At 63.5% G+C, this 23,984-nt stretch carries 22 protein-coding genes and 1 tRNA gene; 9 read left to right on the plus strand and 14 right to left on the minus strand.

Annotated features, from left to right (window positions below):
• Positions 1-63 precede the first annotated feature (63 nt).
• Positions 64-1,470 (plus strand): signal recognition particle protein, encoded by a 1,407-nt coding sequence (gene ffh / locus VCS63_RS06305; protein WP_063639456.1) that lies wholly within the window; start codon positions 64-66, stop codon positions 1,468-1,470.
• Between the two features lie 306 nt (positions 1,471-1,776).
• Here the strand turns inward: ffh and lysM are convergent, their stop codons facing one another.
• The 5 genes from lysM to trmB form a co-directional block, all read right to left on the minus strand.
• Positions 1,777-2,223 (minus strand): peptidoglycan-binding protein LysM, encoded by a 447-nt coding sequence (lysM, locus tag VCS63_RS06310; RefSeq protein WP_042795332.1) that lies wholly within the window; start codon positions 2,221-2,223, stop codon positions 1,777-1,779.
• A 43-nt stretch (positions 2,224-2,266) separates the two neighbouring features.
• Positions 2,267-2,584, minus strand: a complete 318-nt coding sequence (locus VCS63_RS06315) for a hypothetical protein (RefSeq protein WP_042795331.1) — start codon at positions 2,582-2,584, stop codon at positions 2,267-2,269.
• Between the two features lie 281 nt (positions 2,585-2,865).
• Entirely contained in the window at positions 2,866-3,066 is a 201-nt protein-coding gene (gene thiS, locus VCS63_RS06320; protein WP_042795329.1) for a sulfur carrier protein ThiS, read from the minus strand.
• Between the two features lie 14 nt (positions 3,067-3,080).
• Entirely contained in the window at positions 3,081-4,019 is a 939-nt protein-coding gene (pip, locus tag VCS63_RS06325; protein ID WP_042795328.1) for a prolyl aminopeptidase, read from the minus strand.
• Positions 4,019-4,843 (minus strand): tRNA (guanosine(46)-N7)-methyltransferase TrmB, encoded by an 825-nt coding sequence (gene trmB / locus VCS63_RS06330; protein WP_063639457.1) that lies wholly within the window; start codon positions 4,841-4,843, stop codon positions 4,019-4,021. The genes pip and trmB overlap by 1 nt, the downstream gene beginning before the upstream one ends.
• Positions 4,844-5,026: 183 nt before the next feature.
• On the opposite strand from trmB, the gene VCS63_RS06335 reads away from it, so the two are divergent.
• Together VCS63_RS06335 and VCS63_RS06340 are read left to right on the plus strand one after the other, a co-directional pair.
• Positions 5,027-5,100: transfer RNA gene (locus VCS63_RS06335), tRNA-Gly, on the plus strand.
• Between the two features lie 98 nt (positions 5,101-5,198).
• On the plus strand, positions 5,199-6,080 hold the full coding sequence (locus VCS63_RS06340) for a YihY/virulence factor BrkB family protein (RefSeq protein WP_323878946.1): 882 nt from the start codon (positions 5,199-5,201) through the stop codon (positions 6,078-6,080).
• 458 nt (positions 6,081-6,538) lie between these two features.
• Here the strand turns inward: VCS63_RS06340 and VCS63_RS06345 are convergent, their stop codons facing one another.
• Entirely contained in the window at positions 6,539-7,459 is a 921-nt protein-coding gene (locus VCS63_RS06345) for a helix-turn-helix domain-containing protein (RefSeq protein WP_323878949.1), read from the minus strand.
• Positions 7,460-7,732: 273 nt separating this feature from the next.
• Here VCS63_RS06345 and VCS63_RS06350 point away from each other — a divergent pair, with 273 nt between their 5' ends.
• The gene (locus tag VCS63_RS06350) at positions 7,733-11,050 is read left to right on the plus strand and encodes an autotransporter outer membrane beta-barrel domain-containing protein (RefSeq protein WP_323878952.1); all 3,318 of its coding nucleotides are present in this window, start codon (positions 7,733-7,735) and stop codon (positions 11,048-11,050) included.
• Positions 11,051-11,126: 76 nt separating this feature from the next.
• Here the strand turns inward: VCS63_RS06350 and VCS63_RS06355 are convergent, their stop codons facing one another.
• The 7 genes from VCS63_RS06355 to VCS63_RS06385 all read right to left on the minus strand — a co-directional run bounded on the left by VCS63_RS06355 (position 11,127) and on the right by VCS63_RS06385 (position 17,346).
• Positions 11,127-11,756: a LysE family translocator gene (locus VCS63_RS06355; protein WP_323878954.1), complete on the minus strand. Its 630-nt coding sequence runs from the start codon at positions 11,754-11,756 to the stop codon at positions 11,127-11,129.
• A gap of 287 nt (positions 11,757-12,043) precedes the next feature.
• Positions 12,044-12,970 (minus strand): SphA family protein, encoded by a 927-nt coding sequence (locus tag VCS63_RS06360; protein ID WP_164794635.1) that lies wholly within the window; start codon positions 12,968-12,970, stop codon positions 12,044-12,046.
• Between the two features lie 103 nt (positions 12,971-13,073).
• Positions 13,074-13,898: a polysaccharide deacetylase family protein gene (locus tag VCS63_RS06365; protein ID WP_323878957.1), complete on the minus strand. Its 825-nt coding sequence runs from the start codon at positions 13,896-13,898 to the stop codon at positions 13,074-13,076.
• 38 nt (positions 13,899-13,936) lie between these two features.
• Positions 13,937-14,815: a fumarylacetoacetate hydrolase family protein gene (locus VCS63_RS06370; RefSeq protein ID WP_164794633.1), complete on the minus strand. Its 879-nt coding sequence runs from the start codon at positions 14,813-14,815 to the stop codon at positions 13,937-13,939.
• Positions 14,816-14,903: 88 nt separating this feature from the next.
• Positions 14,904-15,848, minus strand: coding sequence for a PDR/VanB family oxidoreductase (locus VCS63_RS06375; RefSeq protein ID WP_323878960.1), 945 nt, complete (start codon positions 15,846-15,848; stop codon positions 14,904-14,906).
• Between the two features lie 37 nt (positions 15,849-15,885).
• Positions 15,886-16,119, minus strand: a complete 234-nt coding sequence (locus VCS63_RS06380) for a ferredoxin (RefSeq protein ID WP_164794631.1) — start codon at positions 16,117-16,119, stop codon at positions 15,886-15,888.
• A 12-nt stretch (positions 16,120-16,131) separates the two neighbouring features.
• The gene (locus tag VCS63_RS06385; protein ID WP_323878962.1) at positions 16,132-17,346 is read right to left on the minus strand and encodes a cytochrome P450; all 1,215 of its coding nucleotides are present in this window, start codon (positions 17,344-17,346) and stop codon (positions 16,132-16,134) included.
• Positions 17,347-17,636: 290 nt separating this feature from the next.
• On the opposite strand from VCS63_RS06385, the gene VCS63_RS06390 reads away from it, so the two are divergent.
• From VCS63_RS06390 to groL, 4 genes are all read left to right on the plus strand, one after another.
• Positions 17,637-18,581, plus strand: a complete 945-nt coding sequence (locus VCS63_RS06390) for an AraC family transcriptional regulator (protein WP_175201840.1) — start codon at positions 17,637-17,639, stop codon at positions 18,579-18,581.
• A gap of 430 nt (positions 18,582-19,011) precedes the next feature.
• Complete coding sequence (locus VCS63_RS06395) at positions 19,012-19,632, plus strand: hypothetical protein (RefSeq protein ID WP_063639464.1); 621 nt, start codon at positions 19,012-19,014, stop codon at positions 19,630-19,632.
• 160 nt (positions 19,633-19,792) lie between these two features.
• Positions 19,793-20,110 (plus strand): co-chaperone GroES, encoded by a 318-nt coding sequence (locus VCS63_RS06400; protein ID WP_042795319.1) that lies wholly within the window; start codon positions 19,793-19,795, stop codon positions 20,108-20,110.
• Positions 20,111-20,141: 31 nt separating this feature from the next.
• Positions 20,142-21,764: a chaperonin GroEL gene (groL, locus tag VCS63_RS06405; protein ID WP_323878965.1), complete on the plus strand. Its 1,623-nt coding sequence runs from the start codon at positions 20,142-20,144 to the stop codon at positions 21,762-21,764.
• Positions 21,765-21,908: 144 nt separating this feature from the next.
• Here the strand turns inward: groL and VCS63_RS06410 are convergent, their stop codons facing one another.
• Positions 21,909-22,976 (minus strand): AraC family transcriptional regulator, encoded by a 1,068-nt coding sequence (locus VCS63_RS06410; RefSeq protein ID WP_323878966.1) that lies wholly within the window; start codon positions 22,974-22,976, stop codon positions 21,909-21,911.
• 120 nt (positions 22,977-23,096) lie between these two features.
• Between VCS63_RS06410 and VCS63_RS06415 the strand changes: the two genes are divergently transcribed.
• Positions 23,097-23,852 carry an SDR family NAD(P)-dependent oxidoreductase gene (locus VCS63_RS06415; RefSeq protein WP_063639467.1) on the plus strand — a complete coding sequence of 252 codons (756 nt, stop codon included), beginning with the start codon at positions 23,097-23,099 and terminating at the stop codon, positions 23,850-23,852.
• Positions 23,853-23,984: the final 132 nt, after the last annotated feature.

Here is a 23,984-nt window from a genome sequence, read left to right on the forward strand (position 1 = left end):
AAAGCGCAGAATCCGCGCCTGCGGCCACCGTTCAATCAACTAGTTTAAGCGGAAACGCCTCTCATGCTCGATAACCTAACTCAACGCCTGTCGCGCGTCGTCAAGACGCTGCGCGGGGAAGCCCGCCTTACCGAGGCCAATACCCAGGAGATGCTGCGCGAAGTGCGCATGGCGCTGCTGGAAGCCGACGTGGCGCTGCCCGTCGTGCGCGAGTTCGTCGCGCGTGTGAAGGAAAAAGCGCTGGGCGAAGAAGTCGCCAGCAGCCTCAGCCCCGGCCAGGCCTTGGTGGGAGTCGTCCACAAGGAACTGACCGCCCTGATGGGCGGGGACCTGGGCGCCGACTCCAGCGAATTGTCGCTGGCGGTGCAGCCGCCCGCTGTCATCCTGATGGCCGGCCTGCAGGGCGCCGGCAAGACCACCACCACCGGCAAGCTGGCGCGCTGGCTTTCCGAAGGCCAGCACACGCAGCACGGCCGCAAGACCGGCAAGAAGAAAGTGCTGGTGGTGTCCGCCGACGTGTACCGTCCGGCCGCTATCGACCAGCTGAAGAGCGTCGCGGCGCAGGTGGGCGTGGACTTCCTGCCCACCGATCCCAGCCAGAAGCCCGAGGACATCGCCCGCAACGCGGTGGACCACGCGCGCCGCCATCACTATGACGTGCTGATCCTGGACACGGCCGGCCGCCTGGGCATCGACGAGGCCATGATGCGCGAAATCCGCGCGCTGCATGACCTGGTCAAGCCGGTGGAAACGCTGTTCGTGGTCGATGCCATGCAGGGCCAGGACGCGGTCAACACCGCGCGCGCCTTTGCCGAAGCGCTGCCCCTGACCGGCGTGGTACTGACCAAGCTGGACGGCGACGCTCGCGGCGGCGCGGCCCTGTCGGTGCGCCACGTCACGGGCAAGCCCCTGAAGTTCGTCGGCGTCTCGGAAAAGCTGGACGGCCTGGAGCCCTTCTATCCGGAACGCATGGCGCAGCGCGTGCTGGGCATGGGCGACATCGTCTCGCTGGTCGAGCAGGCGCAGAAGAACATCGATATCGCCGAAGCCCAGAAGCTGGCCGCGAAGATCAAGTCGGGCAACAAGTTCGACCTGAATGATTTCCGGGACCAGCTGGGCCAGGTGAAGAAGCTGGGCGACATGGGTTCGCTGCTTGAAAAGCTGCCGGCCCAATTCCAGCAGGCAGCCGGCCAGTTGCAGGGCGGCCAGGCTGAAAAGCAGCTGCGCCGCACGGAAGGCATCCTGAATTCCATGACCGCCGCTGAACGCGCCAAGCCCGAACTCATCAAAGCCTCGCGCAAGCGCCGCATCGCCGCCGGTTCCGGCGTGCCGGTGCAAGAGGTCAACCGCCTGCTCGCGCAGTTCGAGCAGATGCAGGGCATGATGAAGCAGATGAAGAAGGGCGGCATGGCGAAGATGATGCGCGCGATGGGCGGCATGAAGGGCCTGGGCCGTTTCGGCATGAAGTGATGTAGAGAGGCCCCCCACGGCGCGCGCACTGCGTGCGCTTCCTGCCCCCCCGAGGGGGGCGCTTTTCCCTTGGGACGGCCCGGCGGGAAAAGGGGCCCCCACGCTGCGCGCGCGTTGCGCGCTTGCTGCCCCCCGAGGGGGCTGGCCCGCCGTTCTAGCGGGGACTAAACAAGCGCTCCGGCGGACTGAAAAAAATGGCCAGACGTTGCGTCTGGCCAAGTAATCGCGGCTAGCAGGGGGCGCCTGCCGCGATGCAAGCCGGAAAGCGCATGGGTGCCTTCCGGCCTGTCCGAGTTCCGAGGGTGATCAGGACAGGGGCGGGATGCGCAGCACCTGGCCCGGATAGATCTTGTCGGGGCTGGTCAGCATGGGCTTGTTGGCTTCGAAGATCAGGGTGTTCTTGGCGCCCTGGCCCTTGCCGTATTGCGCTTCGGCAATCTTCCAGAGGTTGTCGCCCTTCTGCACCGTGTACATCTTGGCTTCCGGCGTAGCCTGTTTCACCTTCAATTGATTGTCCACCTGGGCCACGCCCACGGTGTTGCCCAGCGCCAGAGTGATCTTCTCCGCGGCTTCCGTACTGAGGGCCTCGCCCGCCACCGTGACCTTGTCGCCGTCGACCGAGATCTGCAGGCCGTCGGCATTCAGGCCGTGCTTATCCAGCTCTTTCTTCAATTCGTCCGCCGTCGCGGCCTTGGCCTCGCTGGCGCCGAAGAGCTTTTCTCCAACGTCCTTGATGAAATTGAGCAGACCCATAGTGTTTCCTTTGTCTATGTTGCGGTGAGAGAAACAAGTGCCATCAGGGCTTTTGGCCCATGAACATTTTGCGCACGATGCCGGCGATCAAGGTGAGCACGGCGCCACCGACGCCGCCGCCGACCACGCTGCTGGCGATCGCGGAAAGATCCAGTCCCGTATTGCTCGCTGCAACCGCGCCAGCTCCCGCGGTGATCATCGGGGCTAGCCAGGAACCGCCTGCAAGGCCGCCGATGGCCCCTGCGATGGTATTTCCCAACGGACCCAGGTTGAACTGCTGGAGCATCTTCCCCAAGCCGTTGCCTCCGGCGGCGCCGGCGACAAGCTGGATGAGCAGGTTAATGATGACTGCGGTGTTCATGATGCCTCCTCTGCCCGCGAGGGCGATGTGCAACGCTAGAACAACTGCAAGACAAGCGTACGAAACCAGCAGGAACGATTATGACTCGCACATTCGCCGCACGACGAGGGGTTAACGTGTAACAGGTTGCTAGCCCGTTGGCAGACTACGCAAGAATGCTGGTCAGTTTGTAGGGAATGCGCGGCAGAGGGTCTAAACCGCATCCGGCGCGCGGCTACATGCGACAAGGGCCGCTATTGCAGCGGCCCTTGTCTATGCAGCGTTCGAGTGCGGCGCGACTATCAGCCTCCGCCCACGGCCACCACGATTTCGATCTGGTCGCCATCGGTCAGCGCGGTTTGCGCGTGCTGGCTCTTGGGCACGATTTCGCCGTTGCGCTCCACGGCCACGCGCTTGCCGGCATAACCCAGGGTTTCCAGCAGTTCGTTCACGGTCGTGTCCAGGGGAAACTCCCGTGCGTCTCCGTTCAGGGTGATGTGCATGCAGGTCTCCTCAGTTATCGCGCATAGCCGTCGGTGGCGGCGATCAGCCGCGCCAACGTGCCGGGTTCATCAAATGCGTGTCCCGCGTCGGGCACCAGGTGGAAGTCCGCTTCGGGCCACGCGCGGTGCAGGTCCCAGGCCGTGCGCGCGGGCGTGCAGACGTCATAGCGGCCCTGCACGATGGTGCCGGGAATGCCGCGCAGCTTGTGCGCGTCGCGGATCAGTTGGCCTTCTTCCATGAAGCCGCGATTCACGAAGTAGTGGTTTTCGATGCGGGCAAAAGCCAGCGCGGCGCGGTCGGCGGCGTGGCTTTGCTGATGGCGCGGGCTGGGCAGCAGCGTGATGGTGCTGTCTTCCCACTTGCTCCAGGCCTTGGCCGCGCGCAGCTGCTCGGCAGGATCGTCGCCGGTCAGGCGCTTGTGATAGGCCGCAACCAGGTCACCGCGTTCGTTCTCCGGGATCGGCGCCAGATATTCTTCCCAGCGGTCGGGAAACAGCCACGACGCGCCTTCCTGATAGAACCACTGGATCTCTGCGTGGCGCAGGCCGAAAATGCCGCGCAGCACCAGCTCGCTGACGTGAGACACATGCGTTTCCGCATAGGCCAGCGCCAGCGTCGAACCCCAGGAACCACCGAACACCAGCCACTTTTCCGCGCCCATGACTTCGGTGCGCAGACGCTCGATGTCGGACACCAGATCCCAGGTCGTGTTGTTCTCCAGGCTGGCGTGGGGTTGCGAACGGCCGCAGCCGCGTTGATCGAACAACAGCACGTTGTAGCGCTGCGGATCGAACAACTGGCGATGCACGGGCGAGCAGCCGCTGCCGGGACCGCCGTGCAGGAACACAGCGGGTTTGCCCTGCGGATTGCCGCAGAGTTCCCAGTAGATCTGGTGGCCGTCGCCAGTGTCCAGCGTGCCTTGGCGGTAGGGTTCGATGGGCGGATATAGCATCAGGCGACTCGCTTGAAGATCAGGTCCCAGACACCGTGGCCCAGGCGCAGGCCGCGGTTCTCGAATTTGGTCAGGGGGCGGTAATCGGGGCGCGGCGCATAACCGTCCGCGGTATTCGCAAGCTGCGGCTCGTTGCCCAGCACTTCCAGCATCTGCACCGCGTAGTCTTCCCAGTCGGTGGCGCAATGGATGTACCCGCCGGGCGCGATGCGGCTGGCCAACAGCGAGATGAAGGCGGGCTGGATCAGGCGGCGCTTGTGGTGGCGCTTCTTGGGCCATGGATCCGGGAAGTAGATATGCACACCGGCCAGGGAGTCGGGGGCGATCATGTCGCGCACCACTTCCACCGCGTCGTGCTGGATGATGCGCAGGTTCTGGATGTTGGAGTCTTCAATGCGGCGCAGCAGCGAGCCCACGCCGGCGTTGAACACCTCCACGCCCAGGAAATTGTCATCGGGTCGCGCCAACGCGATCTTCTCGGTGGTCTCGCCCATGCCGAAGCCGATTTCCAGCACCGTCGGCGCCTGGCGGCCGAAGGCAATGGCGGGATCCAGGCGGCGCGGCGCATAGGGAATGGACCAGGCGCCCATCAGGCGCTCCAGGGCGGCCAACTGGCCCTGAGTAATGTGGCCGCGGCGGTGCACGAAACTGCGGATATGGGTCGCGCCGGGGCTGTTGGGAGCGTGGGCGGTGCTGGCGAGCGCCGCCCGGGTTTCCGGGGAAACGGCGGCGGACGCGGCATCGCCGCCAGGTGTTGCGGGGGTGCTTGCGGCATCCGGGGCCGTACCGGCCGCGGAGGGGTTTTCGGGGGTGTTCGTATTCATAGCCCGAATTGTAGTGGCAGGTCCGGCGCGCCGCTGTCGCCCATACGCACTAAATTGGGGACATATTTAATTCACGTAGCGTGAGGCCGAGGGCACAGGCAGAAAAGCCACTCCCGCCGATAAAAAAAGGCGCGCTATAATCGCCGCCTCTGCTTCGGCTTTGGCCGACAGCACGACACCCGAGCGGGTGTAGTTCAATGGTAGAACGGCGGCTTCCCAAGCCTCAAGCGTGGGTTCGATTCCCATCACCCGCTCCATAGCACCTTCCCCAGATTTCTAGGACCGCCGCCATCCGGTCTTGATACAGGGGTGGCACGCCACTTGCTCCATCTCTGCATGCGCTGAGAGTGTGGAAATGGCTATCAAAGGGTTCTATGCGTTAGTCAAGCAAACGGTGACGAACTGGCTGGACGACTATGCACCGAGCATGGGCGCCGCCATCGCGTTCTACACGGTTTTCTCGCTGGCGCCACTTCTTATTATCGTGATCGGTATCGCGGGGTTCTTTTGGGGCCACGAAGCCGCGCAAGGGCAGTTGTTCGACCAAGTCAGCGCCTTGGTCGGCATTGAGGGTGGGAAGGCGGTGGAAAGTGTCGTATTGGGGGCGCAAGAACCCGCGCAGGGCATCGCAGCCACGGTCATCAGCGTCGTGGTGCTGGTGGTCGGGGCGACGACAGTATTTTCGGAACTACAAAGCGCGCTGGACCGCATCTGGAAGGTCAACGCCAAGAAGCAATCCGGCATATGGGCCCTGATCCGCGCGCGCCTGCTTTCCTTTGGCCTGATTTTGACATTGGCGTTTTTGTTGCTCGTCTCGTTGGTCGTAAGCACGGTGCTGGCCGCATTGGGCAGTTGGCTGGGAGGCGGCATTCCGGGCTGGGGAATGCTTCTTCAACTGGTCAACGAGGCAATTACGTTGGGCATACTCACCCTGCTTTTCGGGATGATCTACCGATTTATGCCCCAAGTCTCGGTCGCGTGGCGAGACGTCTGGACAGGGGCGTTCGTCACCGCCGTCTTGTTCGAAATCGGGAAGTTCCTGATTGGCCAGTACATGGCCAAGGCGTCCGTCGCCTCGTCGTACGCGGCGGCCGGGTCGCTGGTGATCGTGCTGATTTGGGTTTATTACGCGGCCCAGGTGTTTCTGCTGGGCGCAGAATTTACCCGCGTATATGCCGAAGCGCATGGTTCCCACAGAGAACGCAGCCCTGTTTCGCCCACCGTCAGCGATACGTGAACCGCGCGGCTCCGCATGCGGGCCGCATCTGACGGGTGGCGAAACGACACAGTCGTCATAACAAGCAGTCGATCGCAAAGCGCGAGCGCGACTTGAGATTCAAATTCCCAGGCTGGTCGGCGGGCGCACGAATTGGCGCTCCGACGTACGCTCGGTAGCCCCGTTTGGAAATGGGATCTGGCATGTGCCATGCCTTGTCATGGGGTTCTCGTAGGGGTCACGAATTTCAGGCTATGCCCTTGTCGATCGGGCGATCCTGCGCATCGATGACGTCGGGGCTAATCGCGTCGCCAGTATTCTTCCAAGGAAATTCCCATTTCTGAAAACACCCGCCCGAGCATCCCGGCCCAATCGTTCTTTGCGGCCGACGAGGCCACGGCACACTGGTTCCGTGAGCGCGCAGCAATGTCGGGACCAGCCTGAAGGAGAGGGGTGTACCCGAAGGTTGTAAGGGACCATCAGGTAGACAGTCCCGAAACCCAGGCTTTGAATACGTTGTCGGCCATCGTCTTGTTTCGCTCACCCAAGCGTTGCGTGCGGGAGCCGGATATCGCATCGGCGCGCAACTCGCTCGGAGAGCAGCCGAATCGGCGTTTAAACGTACGGCTGAAATAGGCGTCGCTGGAGAAACCGCAACGATAGGCCGTCGTTGAAATGGTCGAAGTGTTGGAGGGGTTGGAGAGCATTGCGAATGCCCGCACAAGACGCCTTTCCTGCACATATCCGGCCACGCCGCCGTGGTCGGCGAACTGCCGGTACAGACTAGAACGCGAAATCGAGCACGCCCAGGCGATCCCATCTGGACTGAGTGTTGGATCGCCTAGATGGGCTTCGATATGACGTCGCGCCCGCATCAAGGCCGTGGCCTTGCCTTCAGTGCGGGCCTTGGCGGGGTTCTCTGACAGGCCGCCCACGCATGCCGCGATCAGGCCTTCGGTGGCCGACAGGACGCCGCTCACCTGGCCGGCATCGATCAAACCGATGGAAGACGAAAGTGCGCGCAGGTATTCATAAAGTAGCGTGATGCTGCCGCCCTCAACGAACTGGCCGTGCAACCGTTCGGGCTGACGGACTAGCTCCGCCATGGTCGCGCGTGGGAGGATGATCGAGAGATTGCGCGTGGAGATGAGCGCGCGTTCCAGCGGCTGGCCTAGATCTATGGTCAGCATCCGGGGATTCTGGCCGCCGTGCGCGGGAGGGTCGAAACGCAGCATGACGTGATCCAGCATGTCGGCCCGCACCTTGCAGGCCGATCGCTCGAACACGAACGGGTCAACATCCATGTCGCTAAAGATCATGCCGCCAAGGTTGAAACTTCGGACGTCGACGCGTAGATCCCGATTGCCATCGATCGTATCGATGTCGAACATCGCGCCCATGCGATCACGCCAAATCTCGAACCTTGCCTCTTCGGGCAATTCTGAACTCTGAAAATGTCGCCGAGGAATGCTCACCACTACCCTCCGTTTCATTTTGTATCGGCGAAATGTAGCACGCGGGATCGGCCCCCTCCCGGCTTTGAGACGCTGGGACAAAACGAGGCAGTGGATTGGGACGGACGTGATAACGCAGGGTTTGTTCTCCGGCCTAGACTCGTCCCACCTATTCGCGCCGGGGCACGCCCGGCGCTCGCCATTCTTCCCGACTCGCATATGCTCTGCAATTTCAGGCTCACCCTCGCCATTGTTTCCACCGCCATCGCCGCTCTGCCGTTGTCCAGCCATGCGCTCGACATCGTGCCCATTAAGAACCAGAACGGGCAGACGGCCTTCGAAGCCCGCTTTTTCGGACCAGGCGATGGCCCCTTCGCCGTGTTCGATGACGGCCCGGGTGAATACTCCACCTTCACGCTTTCGCCCGAACAGAAGCGCAAAATCGTCTCCGGCCTGCAACTGTGGGCCGAGATCGTCACGCTGCGACCCGGCCACGTGCCGCCGGTCCTGCACATTGGCACCTACGACGAAGCCAACGCTGGCGCGATCAGCCCCGACGCGCCGGTCGCCGGCCGCGATACGCTTACGACCAAGCTGCTCGCCGCCCTGGCGCGCGACGGCGGCCCCGAGCCGAACGGCCATGCCAACATCGCCGTAGGCCGCCTCGATTTCGACGAGCTGGAGCACATGCCTTCACAGCTGCCGCGCGACCCGTCCCGGCTCGATTTCTCCGGCGTCATGTTCCACGAGCTCGGGCATGCGCTGGGTATCCTCAGCGGTGTGCAGGACGACCTCGAAGACTCGCCCACGCCGCGCTTCGGCGAGCGCCTGAATCAATGGTCCGAGCACCTGCGCGACGACAATGGCAATCCGGCTCGACCCGGTCAGGCCATCATGTGCAGCCAATGCGACCATTCGTATAGCGCCGATGCTTTCGACGTGCGCAAGGACCAGGGTTATTTCTCGGGCCGGCACGTCGACGAAGTACTGGCCGGCGCCATGCCAGGCCTGCCGGTGCGCATGCTGTCGGCCGGCCAATTGGACGAGGACTACATGAGCCACATCGAGCTGCGCAACAGCCTGATGAGCCACCAGGACTACCGCAATTACACGAATTTCATGGAAGCCGAACTGGCCGCCATGCAGGACATGGGGCTGCAACTGGACCGCCGCAACTTCTTCGGGTTTTCGATCTACGGCGACGGCCTAACGCTGGACAACCGCAACCCCTACGCCGCCCGCAACGCGGCCGGCACCGCGTATGTCCTCGGTAAGTACAACACCGCCACACTGGGCCTCGGCCTGCACGTCTACGGCGAACGCAACCACGTGACCCAGTCGGCCGACCTGCTCAGCGCCGGCAACGGCGGTGCCGGGATCCGTGTGGACGGCAGCGCCAACACGCTGGCCATCGCGCCGGGCGTCCGCATTCACGGCAACGGCTGGAACGGGCGCGGCATCATGTTCAGCTACGGCAGAGACCAGGTGCTGATCCAGCGCGGCGACGTGCAGGCGCTGGGCCGCCACGGCATCGCGCTGGCCTTCGACTTCGGCAACAACAGCATGGGCTCGGCGTCGGAATACCGCGGCTCCTATATCCGCGAAACCGAAGACGGGCCCTTGCCGCTGCTACCCGAGTTGGAAGGCCCGCTGGCCAGGAGGGTCGACATCAGCGGATCGGTCGCCGGCCGCCGCGCCGCCATCTATATGTCCGACAATGCCCTGGTCGGCGAAATCAACGTGCTGCGCGGCGCCTCCATCCAAGGGGACATCGTTTCCCTGTACGAGCGCGTCGACGAACAGGGCCGACAACGCCTGACGTCGCTCAACCTCGGGAGGCAGGCCGACGCGCAGGGCCGCGCGCTGGACACGCCCGACGCCGGCTTTAAGTTCCGCTACGACGGCAATATCGAGGGTATACGCAATCTACACGTCGGGCTCGCTGGCGGCCAGACTTCGCTGAATGGCGAACACCGGCTTTATTCGCTCGACATCGCGCCAGGCGCCACGCTGTCCGGCAACAGCCGCTACACCATGAACGACGCCGGTGCATTCCGCAACCGCGGCACGCTCAGCCCCGGCAACTCCTTCGGCAACATCACCATCGCCGGCAACTACGTGCAGGAATCCACCGGCCGGCTGGTGCTGGAAACAAATGCCCGCGGCGGACGCGACACGCTTACCGTCAACGGCCTGGCCTCCGTCGCGGGCGAACTGCACGTGGCCTTGCAGCCCGACTGGTACGCCGACGGCTGGACGGTCCGTTCCTCCGAGCTGTTCCAGCCCGCGCGCCAGAAAGGCGATTTCGACGTGCTGGTCGCCAGCATCGCGTCGCCCACGTTGCTGGTCGACACCCGCGATGACGCCGGCTCGCCGCAAGGCTACGCCTGGTCAGTCATGCGCGGCAGCGACGCCTACTCGCAGTTCGCCCGCTCCGGCAACGGCGCGGCATTGGGCCGGGCGCTGGGCCGGGCCTCGTCCGAACAACAGCTGCCCCTGCGCGACCTGTACCGCTCGCTGGACTTCTCCCGCATGGACGGCGCCGACGTCACCACCGCGCTAGAACAGCTCGGCCCCGGCGCCTATGGCGCGCTGACCGCCGACTCCATTCAGCGCGACCACCGCGTGGGTCCGCTGCTGGGCACGCGCGGCTTGTTCACCGCCTTGCCGGCGACGCGCCCGTCGGGCTGGCAGGCCTTCGTGCAGCCCTACGGATACCACGCCACACAGGACCGTCGCGAAGGCTTGGCCAGCCACCGCACCAGCGAAACCGGCGTGCTCGTCGGGCTTGAACGCAGCACGCGCGAGGACTGGACCTACGGTCTGAATCTCAGCATCTCCGAACTCGACAGCACCAGCCGCTCGCCCCACAACGGCAAGGGTTCCAGCACGGCCTTCCAGCTGGGCGTGCACACGCGCTACCAGCCCGCGCAAGATCCGCGCATGCACTTCGCCGCCTACGCCAGGGCGGGGGCCGAACAGGGCAAGATGAAACGCGGCGTCGGCTTCTCCGACTACCAAGCCAGCCACGACAGCGACTGGAGCGGCGCCAGCTTCAATGCCGGCCTGGCCACCGCCTATGCCTGGCCGCTGAACAAGGCCGTTTCCGTCGGTCCCGTGCTGGGCCTGGACTACGTGCACGCCTATCGCCCGGGCGTGGAGGAATCGGGTCCCGCAGCCAGCAAGCTGAACCTGTCCTCCCTCAAGGCCGACAGTCTGCAAAGCAGCCTGGGCCTCATGGCGCGCGCCGACTGGCAACTAAAAAACGCCCAGCGCCTGCAAGGCTACATGGCCGTCACCTGGGAACATGAATGGCTGTCCCGCTACGCCACGCAACAGGCCCGCTTCGCGAGCTCGCCCGGCATCGCCTTCAGCCAGCGGATCGCCGTGGGCGCGCCGGACGCCATGGGCCTGCGCGCCGGCATGGATTTCGCGCCGCAACCCAACGTCGCGGTGCGCGCCAGCGTGGCGACCCGGTTATTCAGCCCGGGCCAGCAGGACGTCGGGGCGGATGTGTCGGTGTCGTGGGCGTTTTGAGATGCCGCATTTTGTGCGCTTGAATCGCGAAATCTTGCCACGTGCGCGCTGACGCCGGGAAAGGGTATTTACACTTTCACGTTTGCGGCCTGCGGACGAGCAAAGTGGCAAAACCAAGCGCTGCAAGCAAGAGGGCAGAGCCCTTCTGCGTGTACCCCACCATGCCGCGATGATGAGCGATGCGTCTTTGCAGATGCGCCGCAGTGACAATCACGATCAATGCGACAGCGGTATTCAGCACCACGGATACGGCGCCTAGAGCAATGAACTGCATCGCGACATAACCTGCTTTTGTATCGATGAACTGCGGGATGAAGGCTAGGAAGAACAACGCCGTTTTCGGGTTTGTGGCTTCGACGATGAATCCCTGAATTACCGGTCCGCCGCGCCTCCACGTCCCAGGTGCACTTTGGGGAGCGCCCGCGCGGTGCCATGTCTTCCATGCCAGCCACAGCAGATAAAAACTGCCCGCCAATTTGAGGACGGTGAAAGCGGTCGAACTCGTTAGCAGCAGGGCCGACAAGCCCGCCGAACCTGCCGCGACGTGCACCAAGCCACCACCGAAAGATCCCACGCAACACCGCAGGGCCACGGCTCGCCCCTCGCTCAGGGCGCGAGCGGTTAAATAAAGCAAACCCGGACCCGGCATGACGGCCAGCGCGCCAGCGGCTGCCAGAAACAGAAAGAACTGAGTTTGGTCGCTCACGGTATCTCCTGCGATGCGCGGGGAACATCGTCGCTGCATCTCGATGTAGCTGGGAACATTGCGGCGCCAGCAAGCGCTGTGCCCGCGCGCTGGAGAGGTTAGTAATGATGAGCTGGTCGGATGAATGCGGAATGTCGATTTCAGGAGGGACGCCGTGATCAGCAAAGACGGCTTTCGGCCATTGAGAGAACCTTCGTCCACTGCGTTCCTAAGACAACAGCACACCCGTCCCGCACAGCAAGCGGTCGTCTGATTGCCGAAAGACCGCGCCATATTCATATTTCGCTCTAGTTGAATGCTTTGTTGAAGAATAAATAGGCGGCGTTAGGCGCCAGTGAATTTCGCGTGAACACGGAGAACTGTGCCTTGAACTTGACGCTGCATTTGCAGTCCGGCATGTTGTACGCGATGACCGGCCCGACGGCCGCGCTGGCGAAGCGATTACCCGACACACGTTGTCCGTTCAGCCTGTCGTCGGCGATCTGGCGCGCGTAGTACCCCGCCACGCCCAGCTGCCATCGACCGATGACCTCACTGATCGCCATGTCCACGTCCACCACCATCCCGTTCCGATAGCCGGTCGCAGAATTCTTGCGGGCAATGTCCAGGAAATAGCTCATGCTGAACTCGGTGCCGTCGCCCAAGAAGTTCGGCCCGGTCAGATAGGTGAACGCGCCGTTCGGAATGTAATAGAGCGTATTGCGTCCCGTCGTGTACAGTTCTTTCGCGTCGTACTTGCCAGTGGGCAGTACCATGGAATACCCCAGCTTCATCGTCAAGCCGCGCGGTCGGCCCGCTTCGACAGTGCCAAGATGCTTGCTCCACATGAGTACGTCGGTGTAGATGTCGTTCATACCCTCGAAGTTCTGATGCTTTCCGTTGACGGTGATACTGCCCCAGCCGTAGCCAGTGGAGACGGAACTGCCCAGCGTGCCGCCGAACAACTTATGCGGATAGACATACAGAAGACCGAACTGCGCAATTCCGCCCGGCAGCCTTCCGGAAGTCGTTGAACTCTGCCCGGCGTTGTCATAGAACTTTTCCCCCAACGCGCCCACGGCGATGGCCGAACCATATAGGCCCGGATACGGCGGCAGGTAGGCGCTCTGTATGTCGGTGCCCCCGACCGGGCCACCATAGGTCACGCCTTGGGCCGCCAGCGCATTGCGCGAACAGGCCCAGAGCAGGATGCCGATGAAAACGAAATGCCTCATGACTTGTCTCCGTTATAGGTATTTTGTGTGTGACCGCTGCTCGAATGGCGCGGGTCCGCGCGGCCTGCCGGCCCGCGCCGATGCACAGACGGACGGCTTGAAATCAATCCAGGGGCGCGCGGGCGTGCGTCGTTGAAGGCACTGCGTCCTTCGCCAGCGCAAAGCGTGCGGGCCCGAACGCCAGGGCCAGCCGCCGCATGAATTGCTCGAAGCCGAACCAGGCCCGGTTGCCGGAGGTGAACGGATGCACGACCAGCACCCAGGGTTCGTCGGGGCGCGCAGTCTCGTGGGCCAGCGCAGACAGATACAGCTGCTCATAGGCTGCCGTCGCGTCCAATGTTCCGAAAATGCCGCCGAATCGTGGATGGATGACCGCGCCGTCGATCAGCGCCGGATCGGTAGGCAGCACCGCCACCCGTGTCGGCATCGTCGCCGTGGCGCCGGGTGCTGGCGCGCGCGCCGCGCCGGACCCGCCAACCAGTGACAGCGATACGTAGCGGATGCCGTGGGTCGCCAGCAACTCGTCCGTCCAGGGATTGATGGCCAGCCCCGGCGGCCGGAAGCCGACCGGCGCCAGTCCTGTCAACCCGCGGATGCTCGACACGGCGAGCTGGATCAGGCGGTCTTCTTCTTCGCGCGAGGCGATGCCCGTCCACATTTCATGTTTCCAGCCGTGCATGGCAATCTCATGCCCGGCCGCATGCCAGGCCAGCAGCTCATCCGGATACCGCAGGGCCGCATAGCCCTCGGCGAAGTAGGTGCAGCGGATCTGTAATTCATCCAACAACTGGAGGATGCGCGGATGGCCCAGCTCCAGGCCGATTTGGTTATAGGCAGCCCATTCGGAGGCGGGGATGCTGGCGGGGCAGGGCCAGGGCAGCGCGTCGCCGGCCGCGCTGCCGAAGTTGTCAAACGTGATGCATAGCATGATCGGAAGTCCTGGTTTGAAGGTGCGGACGCCGCCGTTCAGGTCTGCGCGGGCGGCGCGGCCACGACGCGGTTCCTGATGTCGCCGATGCCTTGGATATGCATGCGCACGACGTCGCCGGGCGCGAGGAACAACGGTGGTTGGCGCGCGGCGCCGATGCCGGCCGGCGTGCCTGTGGCCAGCACATCACCGGGCTCCAGTGTCATGGCGCTGCTCAGCTCCTCGATCTGATCGAAGATGTTGAAGCGCATTTCCGCCGTGTTGCCGTCTTGCCGCAGTTCGTCATTGACCCAGGTGCGAACCTGGAGTGCGTGCGGGTCGGCGATCTCGTCGGCCGTGACCAGCCACGGCCCCAGCGGACCCAGCGAATCGAATGACTTGGCCAGCGTGATTGTCGGACTGCGGTGATGGCGCTCGCGGATGCTGGCATCGTTGCAGACGGTGTATCCGGCGATGTAATGGATGGCGTCGCGGGCTCGCACGTTGCGGCAACGCCGGCCAATAACCACAGCCAGTTCCACTTCGTAGTCCAACGTCGACATGCCCGGGGGAATGATCAGGTCATCGAACGGCCCGGTGATGCAGGAGGCCTGCTTGTTGAACCAGATCTGGTGCTCTCCCACGCTGACGTTCAGACGGGCGATCTCCCTCAGATGCGAGGCATAGTTGCCGCCAATGGCCAGGAACGCTGACGGCCGCCGCAGCGGTGGCAGCAGCCTTACAGCGGACAGCGGCAGGCGCGCCGTTGACTCGCGCGCCAGCAGCGCAAGCAGCCGCCACGACGTGTCCTGCCCTGGCAGCCAGTCGGCAAGGTCGGGCGACAGCGCCGGCAGGTTCGCGGTCACGTCGATGATCGTGTCCGCCTCTACGACGCCCAGGCGGTCTCGGCCGCCCTCGTGGAACATGGCAAGTTTCATCTTATCTCCTAGGCATGTTGTGGCGCCCGACCGCCAGCGAACTGGATGACGGGTGCAAGTGATGTTCGATTGCCCCCAGCGCGCCGCCTCAAAGATCCAGCGTGAGCGACGCCGACTTTGCGCGCGAAACGCAGGGTAGGATGAGGTCGTTCGAAGCGCGCTCGGCCGCCGACAGCACGTCATCGCGATGGTCGGGGATGCCGTCGAGGACCCGCGTCATGCACATGCCACACACGCCCTGCTCGCAGGACAGCGGTACCTCCACGCCGGCGCGGGCCAGCGCGGTGGCGATCGAGCAGTCCGGCGGCACGTCGACGCGCCGGCCACTGCGCGCCGCCACCACTGCGAACGTTCCCTCTGCCGCCTGCTGTGCCGCTGGCGGTCGGCTCGCGCCGAAGCGCTCGTAATGCAGGTGGCCGGCCAGGCCATGCCGTTCGGCCGAAGCCACGGCGTCGGCCAACATCGCGTTCGGGCCGCATAGATACACGTGCTGGTCCGCGTCCAGCCCGGCAAACAGCCTGTCCAGATCCAACCGCCCCTCCTTGAGGTCGTCATCGAAGTGGTATCGCACCTGGTGCCGGCAGGAGCCGGCATCGAGCCGATCCAGGAACGCGGCGGCGGCGCGGCTGCGCGCGCAGTAGTGCATGGCGAAGTCCAGGCCGCGCCGCGCCAGGAATTCCGCCATGGCGATAATGGGCGTGATGCCGATGCCCCCCGCGATCAGCACAACCCGCTGATGCCGGGGTGACAGCGCGAAATGGTTGTGCGGCCCTCGCACCAGCAAGGGCGCGCCGATGGCGTGCGTCTCGCACAGATAATGCGCTACGCCATGCGCGGACGCGCAATGGATGGCCAGGTGGTAGCTATCCCGTGCGTCGGGTGGATTGCACAGCGAGTAGGCGCGCGTACCGCCCGGCACCCGCACTTCTATGTGATCGCCCGGCGCGATGTCGGGCAGCGGCGCGCCCTGTTCGCAGGCCAGCGTCACCGCATAGATGTTGTCGGCGATCCGCTGGCGCCGCGCCAGCTGCATTGGCCGCCAATCCGCCGTCGCGCGGCTCGGAGTGTGCTCAACCATGCGAAGCCCGGGCTTGGCCGCCGGATGCGCTGAAGAAGATGGCCTGTGTCGGACACTCGCTGGCGGCCTTCGAGATCGCCGCCGCATAGTTGGCCAGCGGCGCGTCAGGCAGGATTCGGGTCCGGTTCGTGTCGTAGTCGAGCGCGAAGACCTCGGGGCACAGCGCCGCGCAGTTGCCGAAGCCGCAACACATGCCGTTCAGGATTTGGACAGTGATTTGACTCATGGCCGTTCAACCTTACTCGGCGCGGAGCGAGACAGTCATGCGCAGGAGCATCGGGAAGGTCAGGTCCGGCACGCGCTCGAAGCGCGTTTCCGTCAGCCGCATGGCGGGAAAGCGCTGGAAGATCGTGCGCAGCAGCACGTCGCCTTCCAGCCGGGACAGCTGCGACCCCAAGCAGAAATGTCCGCCGCCCGCGAACGCCAGATGGCGGTTGTCGGGACGGTCGATGAGGTAGCGATTGGCCTGCGCGAAGCGGTTCTCGTCCCGGCTCGCCGCATGCAGCCCCAGCAATAGCCGCTTGCCCTCCGCGACGGGCTGGCCGCCGATCGTGAGCGGCTCGGACGCGTAGCGGTGCACGAAATGCACCGGCGAGTCATAGCGCAGCGACTCTTCCCAGGCGTTGCGAGCCAGGTCGGGCTGAGCCATCAGCCGCGCCCGTTCGCCGTCGTGGTTCAGCAGGGCCAGTACCGCGTTGGTCATTGCCACCTTGGTGGTGTGGTAGCTGGCCACCAGGAAACCGATCAGCGTGGTCACCAGCTCAGAGCGCGTCAGGCCGCTGTCCCTGACCTCGGCAGCCATCAGCGCACCGACGAAGTCGTCCTCGGGCAGTTTGCCCTTGAGCGTGTCCAGCACGTCATCCATGTACTCGTAGTAGAAGGCTGCCGAGGCATCAGCCTCGGCCAGCCGTTCCGGCGTGATGTCCGACACGCTCAATACCGCATTCAGGCCGTGCTGGCGCGCGAACAACTCTGGGGCGTCGGACACCGGCACATGCAGCAAACGACAGGCGATTTCCGCGGGCACCGGATCGGCGAAGGAAGACACGAAGTCGATTTCGTCTTGGCCCTCGAGTCTGTCCAAATGCTCGACGATTACCTTTTCCACCCAACCGCGCATGTTGGCGACGGTCTTGGGATTGAACGCAGGTGTGACGATGCGGCGGATGCGGGTATGGTCGGGCGCGTCAATGTTCGGCAGCGACTCGCGATAGAAGCGTGCCCCCGCGCCATGGCCGATGCGCTCGGGAAACACGCCGGGCGCCTGCTGCACGGTCGCCAGCGGATTGCGCAGCGCTTCGTCCACATCGCTGTAACGCGTCAGGACGATGCACTCTTCGCCATTGATGTCCATCTCGAAATGAGGAAAGTCGCTTTGCAGGCGGCGATAGGTCGGATATCGGTCGGCGAGGAAAGCCGCGGACTTGAGATCGGGGAGGTCGGTAGAGCGCATCGCATTCTTCTTGAAATGGGTGAACGATCCGCCGCGCGTCTTGAGTCCAGCCTAGTGTCTCCTGTGCTCGGAACGTCTGCGCGTTGGTCTGGTGGGAGTATGGTTTCGCGCCGCCGTGCAAGGGACCCATTTCCTTTTGCGAAAGCGCCACTGGCGGGGCTGCCCGGATGCTCGGGGATTCACGGATTGCGCGCCCGTTCGACAGTGTTTACCTTCCGGCATGGCCCTTCGAGCAAAAATTGGTGCCACATGTCCCCTCCCCGGAGGGTCGAAATGGATGGAAGACACAGATGGACCCGATAAGCGCCGCGCTTGACGCTTGCCGCCTCGCCGAGATCGAGGCGGGCCAGGCGGAATCGAGCAGCCCATGGGCCGTGCACATGCCCGGCGGCGTTTGGCCGGTGTCGCTATATGTGTTCACCGGCGCGGGCTGCAACCTGCTCATGACCCGTTCGGGGCAAAAGAACGCGATGCGCGACAAGACCGTGTGCCTGATCCTGCGCGCCCAGGAACATATCGTCCAGGATGCGTTGCACACCTCTCCCAACCAACCCGTTGATCTGCGCAATCCCGCCAATGCCGATCGCTTCCGTACGCTCACGTTCGGCGAGTCGCCTGATACGGGTGTCACGTCGACGTTCTACGCCGGCATGGCGCCGGCCAAGGGCACGAGCACGGCGCTGTTCGACGCGTTGCCCGACGTGCTGCAACTGGACTTCGACGAACTGCCGCTGTGGCTGTGCCGCGCGACCGAATCCATCCGCGACGAACTGACTTCGCGGCGCCCGGGTTTTCGCGCCGTCGCGTTGCGCCAGGCCGAGTTGGTCGTGATCCACTTGATCCGGCACTACATCGCTGCGCACACGGCGTTACTGCCAGCATGGATAGCGCTGCCCGACGATTCAAGGGTGGCGCTTGCGCTGCGCGAGTTCCACCGCGACATTTCCCGGCCTTGGACGTTGGAAATGCTGGCCAGCGCTGCCGGAACCTCGCGCTCGCGGCTGATCGCCGCGGCGCAACGGGAGCTGGGCACGGGCATTTTCAATTACATGACTCGCATCCGAATGCAGGAAGCCGCACGCCTGCTTGTGGACACTTCGATGTCGGTGGGCCGGATTGCCTGGCAGGTGGGTTACCAATCTGAAGCGGCGTTCTCGATCGCGTTCAAGCGCTACAGCGGCGAGCAGCCGAGGCAGTTCCGTGCAGGCGACCGGCGGCCGTTCGCGCTACGGTAGGCCGATGCTAACTGCACAAGATTTGTGAGCCAAGCTGACCTCTCAGCTCGCTCAACTTCGCTTCATCTGTCCCGCCCTGAGCTTTCCATCAGCCAGGCTCAGAGCGGCGCGCCAGTCGAGCTAAGAGTGGTGTTCAATTCCCACGTACTCGCCTGCACCAGCGTAATCTCAGTGACGGACAGCTTGGTCGACCTGAACGGCCCTTGCCACGTCCGGCTGCTGAGACCGACGCAATCCTGTGCCGCCAACTTCCTGCTACCGCTGGCGTCGTCGGCCCTGTGGATGGAGTGGCCCGGGCAAAGGCGCGCTGGCGAGGGCTACGTGCACCCCAACTGACGTTGCCCGGGCAAAGCACCTGCGATAAATTCTGCGAAACGATATTGTCGCAATGGCCTTTGACAAAAAGGCTGCAAGTCGTTGGAGTCAGCGAATGGATATCCTTGAGACCATCACTTCGCACGTAGCTGCGCTGCAGCTTCCGCTGTACGCCGTCAGCGCAACCGCTACACAGAAATCAGACACGCCCATCATCCTTATCCTGCACTGGCATGGATTCCGCCGCGACAAAGGGACGGCCGGCGCTTTGCACTCCGTCGCGGGTTCTGCGTTGCAGATCAACCAGCGCTGGCGCGACTATGCCGTCATCGACCACGCAATGCTGGAGGCGGCATGGAAACTCGGCGCCTGGGATGTGGAGCGAGTGGCAAGGCCGGGATGGTGGCGCCTAAATGCGCCGGTGTCCGAAGCGCTCGCCTGCCGTAGAGCGTTCGCGGATTATTCCGACGCGCGCGAGGCGAACCAGGCGGTCGTCGTCGAGGCTCCGGATCAGCAGGCCCTGCTCGACATCGCCGCTCGCCGCGGCTATGTCCGCTGGCTGTTCCGGCCTCGCAAGGGCGGTCTGTGGGGCCAAATGGACGGCGACGATCGCACTCTGGATGCCGATGGCGGCCGTTCCGCGCCTTGTCCCGTCACCCTGCTGCCGGACGGCCGCGAGCCGCGTCGAAAGGTCGTGTACCGCCTGGGGCGAGGAAGAGATTTTTTGATTCAATAAGTTTCATTTTGAATCATTTATCGCTCTTGAAGCGGCTGGGCGGCGCCCATAGTTTTTTTTCCGCACCCATCCCGGGCTGTACGGCGCATGCTGCCTCGCCATGTCGCTGCAGTGCGCCGGCATTCAATTTTTGATGATCAAGACTTCAGGAGATAGAGTCATGAAGATCCGTCCCCTTTACGACCGGATTATCGTCAAGCGAATCGAACAGCAGCGAAAGACAGCTTCCGGCATCGTCATCCCCGACTCGGCGGCGGAAAAGCCCGAACAGGGAGAGGTCCTCGCGGTCGGTCAGGGCAAGCGCAACGCGGATGGCTCGTTGCAGCCGCCCGAGCTCAAGGTCGGCGACCACGTTCTCTTTGGCAAGTATGCCGGCCAGACCGTCAAGGTCGACGGCGAAGAACTGCTGGTCATGCGCGAAGAGGATGTTTTCGCCGTGCTCACGTCGCAAGATGCTCAACTGAAGAAGGCGGCCTGACGCCGCCGGCCTATGGATTGAGGAGCTAGAAATGAGTGCGAAGGACGTTAAGTTCCACGACAGTGCCCGCAGCCGTGTGGTCAAGGGCGTCAATATCCTGGCCGAGGCGGTAAAGGTGACGCTCGGCCCAAAGGGCCGGAATGTGCTGCTCGAACGCAGCTTCGGCGCGCCGGTCATTACCAAGGACGGCGTCTCGGTGGCCAAGGACATTGAACTGAAGGACAAGTTCGAGAACATGGGCGCACAAATCGTGAAGCAGGTCGCATCGAAGACGGCCGACGTCGCGGGCGATGGCACGACCACCGCCACGGTGCTGGCGCAGGCAGTCGTTCAGGAAGGCATGAAGTACGTGGCCTCCGGCATGAACCCCATGGATCTCAAGCGGGGCATCGACCAGGCCGTTTCCGGTGTGGTGGAGGCACTGCGCAAGATGTCCAAGCCCATTTCCACCAGCAAAGAGACGGCGCAAGTCGCGGCGCTGTCCGCCAACGCCGACGAGGCGATCGGTAAGATCATCGCCGACGCGATGGACAAGGTCGGGCGCGAGGGCGTGATCACGGTGGAAGACGGCAAGTCGCTGGACAACGAACTGGATATCGTGGAGGGCATGCAGTTCGACCGCGGCTATCTGAGCCCATACTTCATCACGGACCCGGAGAAGCAGGTCGCTCAGCTCGATGACCCATTGATCCTGCTGTACGACAAGAAGATCTCCAACGTTCGCGAGCTTTTGCCTGTGCTGGAAAGCGCCGCCAAGGCGGGCAAGCCGCTGCTCATCGTCGCCGAGGACGTCGAAGGCGAAGCGCTTGCCACCCTGGTGGTCAACTCCATGCGCGGGGTGCTGAAGGTCACCGCGGTGAAGGCGCCAGGCTTCGGCGATCGCCGCAAGGCGATGCTGGAGGACATTGCGATCCTGACCGGCGCCACGGTGATCTCGGAAGAAACGGGCAAGCAGTTGGACAAGGCCACGCTGGAAGACCTCGGAAGCGCCAAGCGGATCGACGTTCGCAAGGAAGAGACCATCATCATCGACGGCGGCGGCAAGCAGGAGGCCATCGATGCGCGCGTCAAATCGATCCGTAAGCAGATCGACGACGCCACCAGCGACTACGACCGCGAAAAGCTGCAGGAGCGTGTCGCCAAGCTGGCGGGCGGCGTCGCCGTCATCCGGGTGGGCGCCGCGACCGAAGTCGAAATGAAAGAGAAGAAGGATCGGGTCGAGGATGCGCTGCATGCGACCCGCGCGGCGGTCGAGGAAGGCATCGTGCCCGGCGGCGGCGTTGCGCTGTTGCGGGCCCGAGAGGCAATACAGGATATGAAAGGCGCCAATGCCGATCAGGATGCGGGCATTCGCATCATCCTGCGAGCGCTCGAGGCTCCGCTGCGCGCCATCGTCGCCAATGCAGGCGAAGAGCCTTCGGTAGTCGTGGCAAAGGTGAGGGAAGCCAAAGGCAATTATGGCTACAACGCCGCCACCGGCGACTATGGCGACCTGGTCGATATCGGCGTCGTCGATCCGACGAAGGTCACTCGTACCGCGTTGCAGAACGCGGCTTCCATCGCCGGACTCATTCTGACCACCGCCGCTACCATCGCGCAGGTTCCAGAAGATACCAAGCCGCAGGTTGCGCCGGCTGAGGCGATGGACTTCTGACGGCGAAATAACGGCCAAGCCACCCAGTCTGCTCTGAGGGCATCGCGCCAGCGGCGCGATGCCCATTTTTGTCGTTGCAACGGGCCGAAAAAAAATATCGAGAGATCGACTGACGCACTAGCATTTCGACAGGTTCGCAGGCACCTATGACTCTGGCGAAGGCAATCGCACCTCTGGCCCCTGCGTCACGCGGACTTCGTCAGAACTGTTGGGCATAGGCGGATGAGCTTGCGCGCGTGCTTCGCGGATGCTCCGCCCGGGCGGCTGACCGAACATTCGCGCGTATTCTCGCGTGAACTGAGTCACGCTCTCATAGCCGACTGCGTAGGCGGCGGTGCTAATCGCCGCGCCTTCCGCGAGCAGGCGCCGGCGTGCCTCAAGCAAGCGGAGTTGTTTCTGGAATTGCAACGGCGTAAGCGTGGTAACGCTGCGAAAGTGCGTGTGAAACGCCGACAAGCTCATGCTGGCGGCCTTAGCGAGGGTCTCAACGGGCAAGGGCTCGGCGAATCTCTTCCTTAATACGGCAATGGCTCGCGCAATCCTGTTGGTATGACTGCCGTTGACTCCCAGTGCGCGAATGGCGCTGCCTTGCCGCCCGACCAGCAGCCAATAGTGCAGTTCGCGGATAAGTTGACGCCCAAGCACGGCAATTGAGGCCGGCCTGTCCAGCAATCTAAGCAGGCGCAATGCGGCGTCAGCCACTTCAGTTTCGGTTGGGTCCACGCACACGGCGCGGTTCTGTTCGGTCGATGCGGATCCCATCTCGCCGACCAGATCCGTGATCACGCCGGCGTTCAGCTCCATGACCAGTGAGTAGTAAGGCGCGGCACTGCTGGCTGCGGTTATCTGACTTACGGTGGGCACGTCCGTCGTGATCAGCAAGGACTCGCCCGCGCTGAATTCGAAAGTTTCCGCGCCCATGGTCACCCGCTTGCGGCCTTGCAGGACCAGCGCGACCAATGGTTTGGTGATGGCATATTGAAGCGCTGAAGGAGACGTTTCGCGCAGAATGGCAACGCCTTCGACGGGCATCGCCGCGACGCCCTCGCGGTTTACGTTTGCATCGGCGTAGCGTTGCGCCGCCTGCAGCAATGCGTCGGCCACACCGGCATGTCTGTATTGGTCGGCGGCGGCAGTCCAGAATTCGGAAGATTGGGCAAAAGCGTTCACTGTCTTCGGGAGACGGAAGTGGGCGAAATCGTAGAGAAACATGGAGCCTATGACCTTCGATTCTCTACAACAAAACGATTAGGCAATTGGCCAACATGATCAGGCAATCCGATCAATGCGGCAACTCCTAAGATGAACGCTCAACGATTCTGGAGCTCTTTCATGACAACGATTTCTCTCGTTACCGGCGCCAGCCGAGGTCTGGGCCGCAACACCGCATTGAGCATCGCCCGCCACGGTGGCGACGTGATAGTCACCTATCGCGGCAATCAGGCATCGGCGGATTCGGTGGTCGCCGAAATCATGGCTCTTGGCCGCAAGGCCGTCGCGCTGCAACTGGACACAAGCCAGGTAGCCACCTTCACCGGCTTCGTGGCAGCCTTGCGCGGAGCGCTGAAAGAAAAATGGGGCCGCGACAGCTTCGATCACCTCGTCAACAACGCCGGGCACGGCGAAATGGCGGACTTTGAATCCACCAGCGAGGCGCAGTTCGACACGCTCTTTAGCGTGCATGTAAAGGGTGTGTTCTTCCTGACTCAGGCGCTGCTGCCATCGCTGGCGGACGGTGGGCGCGTCATCAACCTGTCGTCTGGCCTCACCCGCGTTTCGTTCCCGGGTTTCTCGGCCTATGCCGCAGCCAAGGGCGCCGTGGAAACGCTCACTGTATATATGGCCAAGGAACTTGGACGCCGAGGCATCACGGTTAACGCCGTTGCCCCGGGCGCTATCGAGACCGATTTTCTCGGCGGGGCCGTGCGCGACATCCCCGACTACAACGCGGCCTTCGCCAACATGACCGCGCTTGGCCGTGTGGGTGTTCCCGACGACATCGGTCCAATGATCGCCAGCCTGCTGGGACCGGACAATCGGTGGGTTAACGGCCAGCGCATCGAAGTCTCCGGGGGGCAGTCAATCTGAGTGAGCCGGCATCGGCCCTGGCCAAAGCCCTGTATGGCGGCTACGGTCCCTCCAATGTCCCAGGGACTCAATTTCCTCCGACATCCCATCGCCGCAGCCAAGTCCGCCGCCGCTTTGGGTGCGGGAGAGGGC

The sequence above is a fragment of the Achromobacter sp. D10 genome, assembly GCF_035282245.1.
Taxonomy (GTDB): domain Bacteria; phylum Pseudomonadota; class Gammaproteobacteria; order Burkholderiales; family Burkholderiaceae_B; genus Achromobacter; species Achromobacter insolitus.

Coding starts and splice junctions, on each gene's coding strand:
- lysM (WP_042795332.1), bottom strand. CDS start 2,223: ATGGGTCTGCTCAATTTCATCAAGGACGTTGGAGAAAAGCTCTTCGGC.
- VCS63_RS06350 (WP_323878952.1), top strand. CDS start 7,733: ATGCTCTGCAATTTCAGGCTCACCCTCGCCATTGTTTCCACCGCCATC.
- VCS63_RS06345 (WP_323878949.1), bottom strand. CDS start 7,459: ATGGGCGCGATGTTCGACATCGATACGATCGATGGCAATCGGGATCTA.
- VCS63_RS06340 (WP_323878946.1), top strand. CDS start 5,199: ATGGCTATCAAAGGGTTCTATGCGTTAGTCAAGCAAACGGTGACGAAC.
- VCS63_RS06390 (WP_175201840.1), top strand. CDS start 17,637: ATGGACCCGATAAGCGCCGCGCTTGACGCTTGCCGCCTCGCCGAGATC.
- VCS63_RS06365 (WP_323878957.1), bottom strand. CDS start 13,898: ATGCTATGCATCACGTTTGACAACTTCGGCAGCGCGGCCGGCGACGCG.
- VCS63_RS06415 (WP_063639467.1), top strand. CDS start 23,097: ATGACAACGATTTCTCTCGTTACCGGCGCCAGCCGAGGTCTGGGCCGC.
- VCS63_RS06380 (WP_164794631.1), bottom strand. CDS start 16,119: ATGAGTCAAATCACTGTCCAAATCCTGAACGGCATGTGTTGCGGCTTC.
- VCS63_RS06375 (WP_323878960.1), bottom strand. CDS start 15,848: ATGCAGCTGGCGCGGCGCCAGCGGATCGCCGACAACATCTATGCGGTG.
- groL (WP_323878965.1), top strand. CDS start 20,142: ATGAGTGCGAAGGACGTTAAGTTCCACGACAGTGCCCGCAGCCGTGTG.
- VCS63_RS06385 (WP_323878962.1), bottom strand. CDS start 17,346: ATGCGCTCTACCGACCTCCCCGATCTCAAGTCCGCGGCTTTCCTCGCC.
- VCS63_RS06410 (WP_323878966.1), bottom strand. CDS start 22,976: ATGTTTCTCTACGATTTCGCCCACTTCCGTCTCCCGAAGACAGTGAAC.
- VCS63_RS06400 (WP_042795319.1), top strand. CDS start 19,793: ATGAAGATCCGTCCCCTTTACGACCGGATTATCGTCAAGCGAATCGAA.
- VCS63_RS06315 (WP_042795331.1), bottom strand. CDS start 2,584: ATGAACACCGCAGTCATCATTAACCTGCTCATCCAGCTTGTCGCCGGC.
- thiS (WP_042795329.1), bottom strand. CDS start 3,066: ATGCACATCACCCTGAACGGAGACGCACGGGAGTTTCCCCTGGACACG.
- VCS63_RS06370 (WP_164794633.1), bottom strand. CDS start 14,815: ATGAAACTTGCCATGTTCCACGAGGGCGGCCGAGACCGCCTGGGCGTC.
- ffh (WP_063639456.1), top strand. CDS start 64: ATGCTCGATAACCTAACTCAACGCCTGTCGCGCGTCGTCAAGACGCTG.
- VCS63_RS06360 (WP_164794635.1), bottom strand. CDS start 12,970: ATGAGGCATTTCGTTTTCATCGGCATCCTGCTCTGGGCCTGTTCGCGC.
- trmB (WP_063639457.1), bottom strand. CDS start 4,843: ATGAATACGAACACCCCCGAAAACCCCTCCGCGGCCGGTACGGCCCCG.
- VCS63_RS06395 (WP_063639464.1), top strand. CDS start 19,012: ATGGATATCCTTGAGACCATCACTTCGCACGTAGCTGCGCTGCAGCTT.
- pip (WP_042795328.1), bottom strand. CDS start 4,019: ATGCTATATCCGCCCATCGAACCCTACCGCCAAGGCACGCTGGACACT.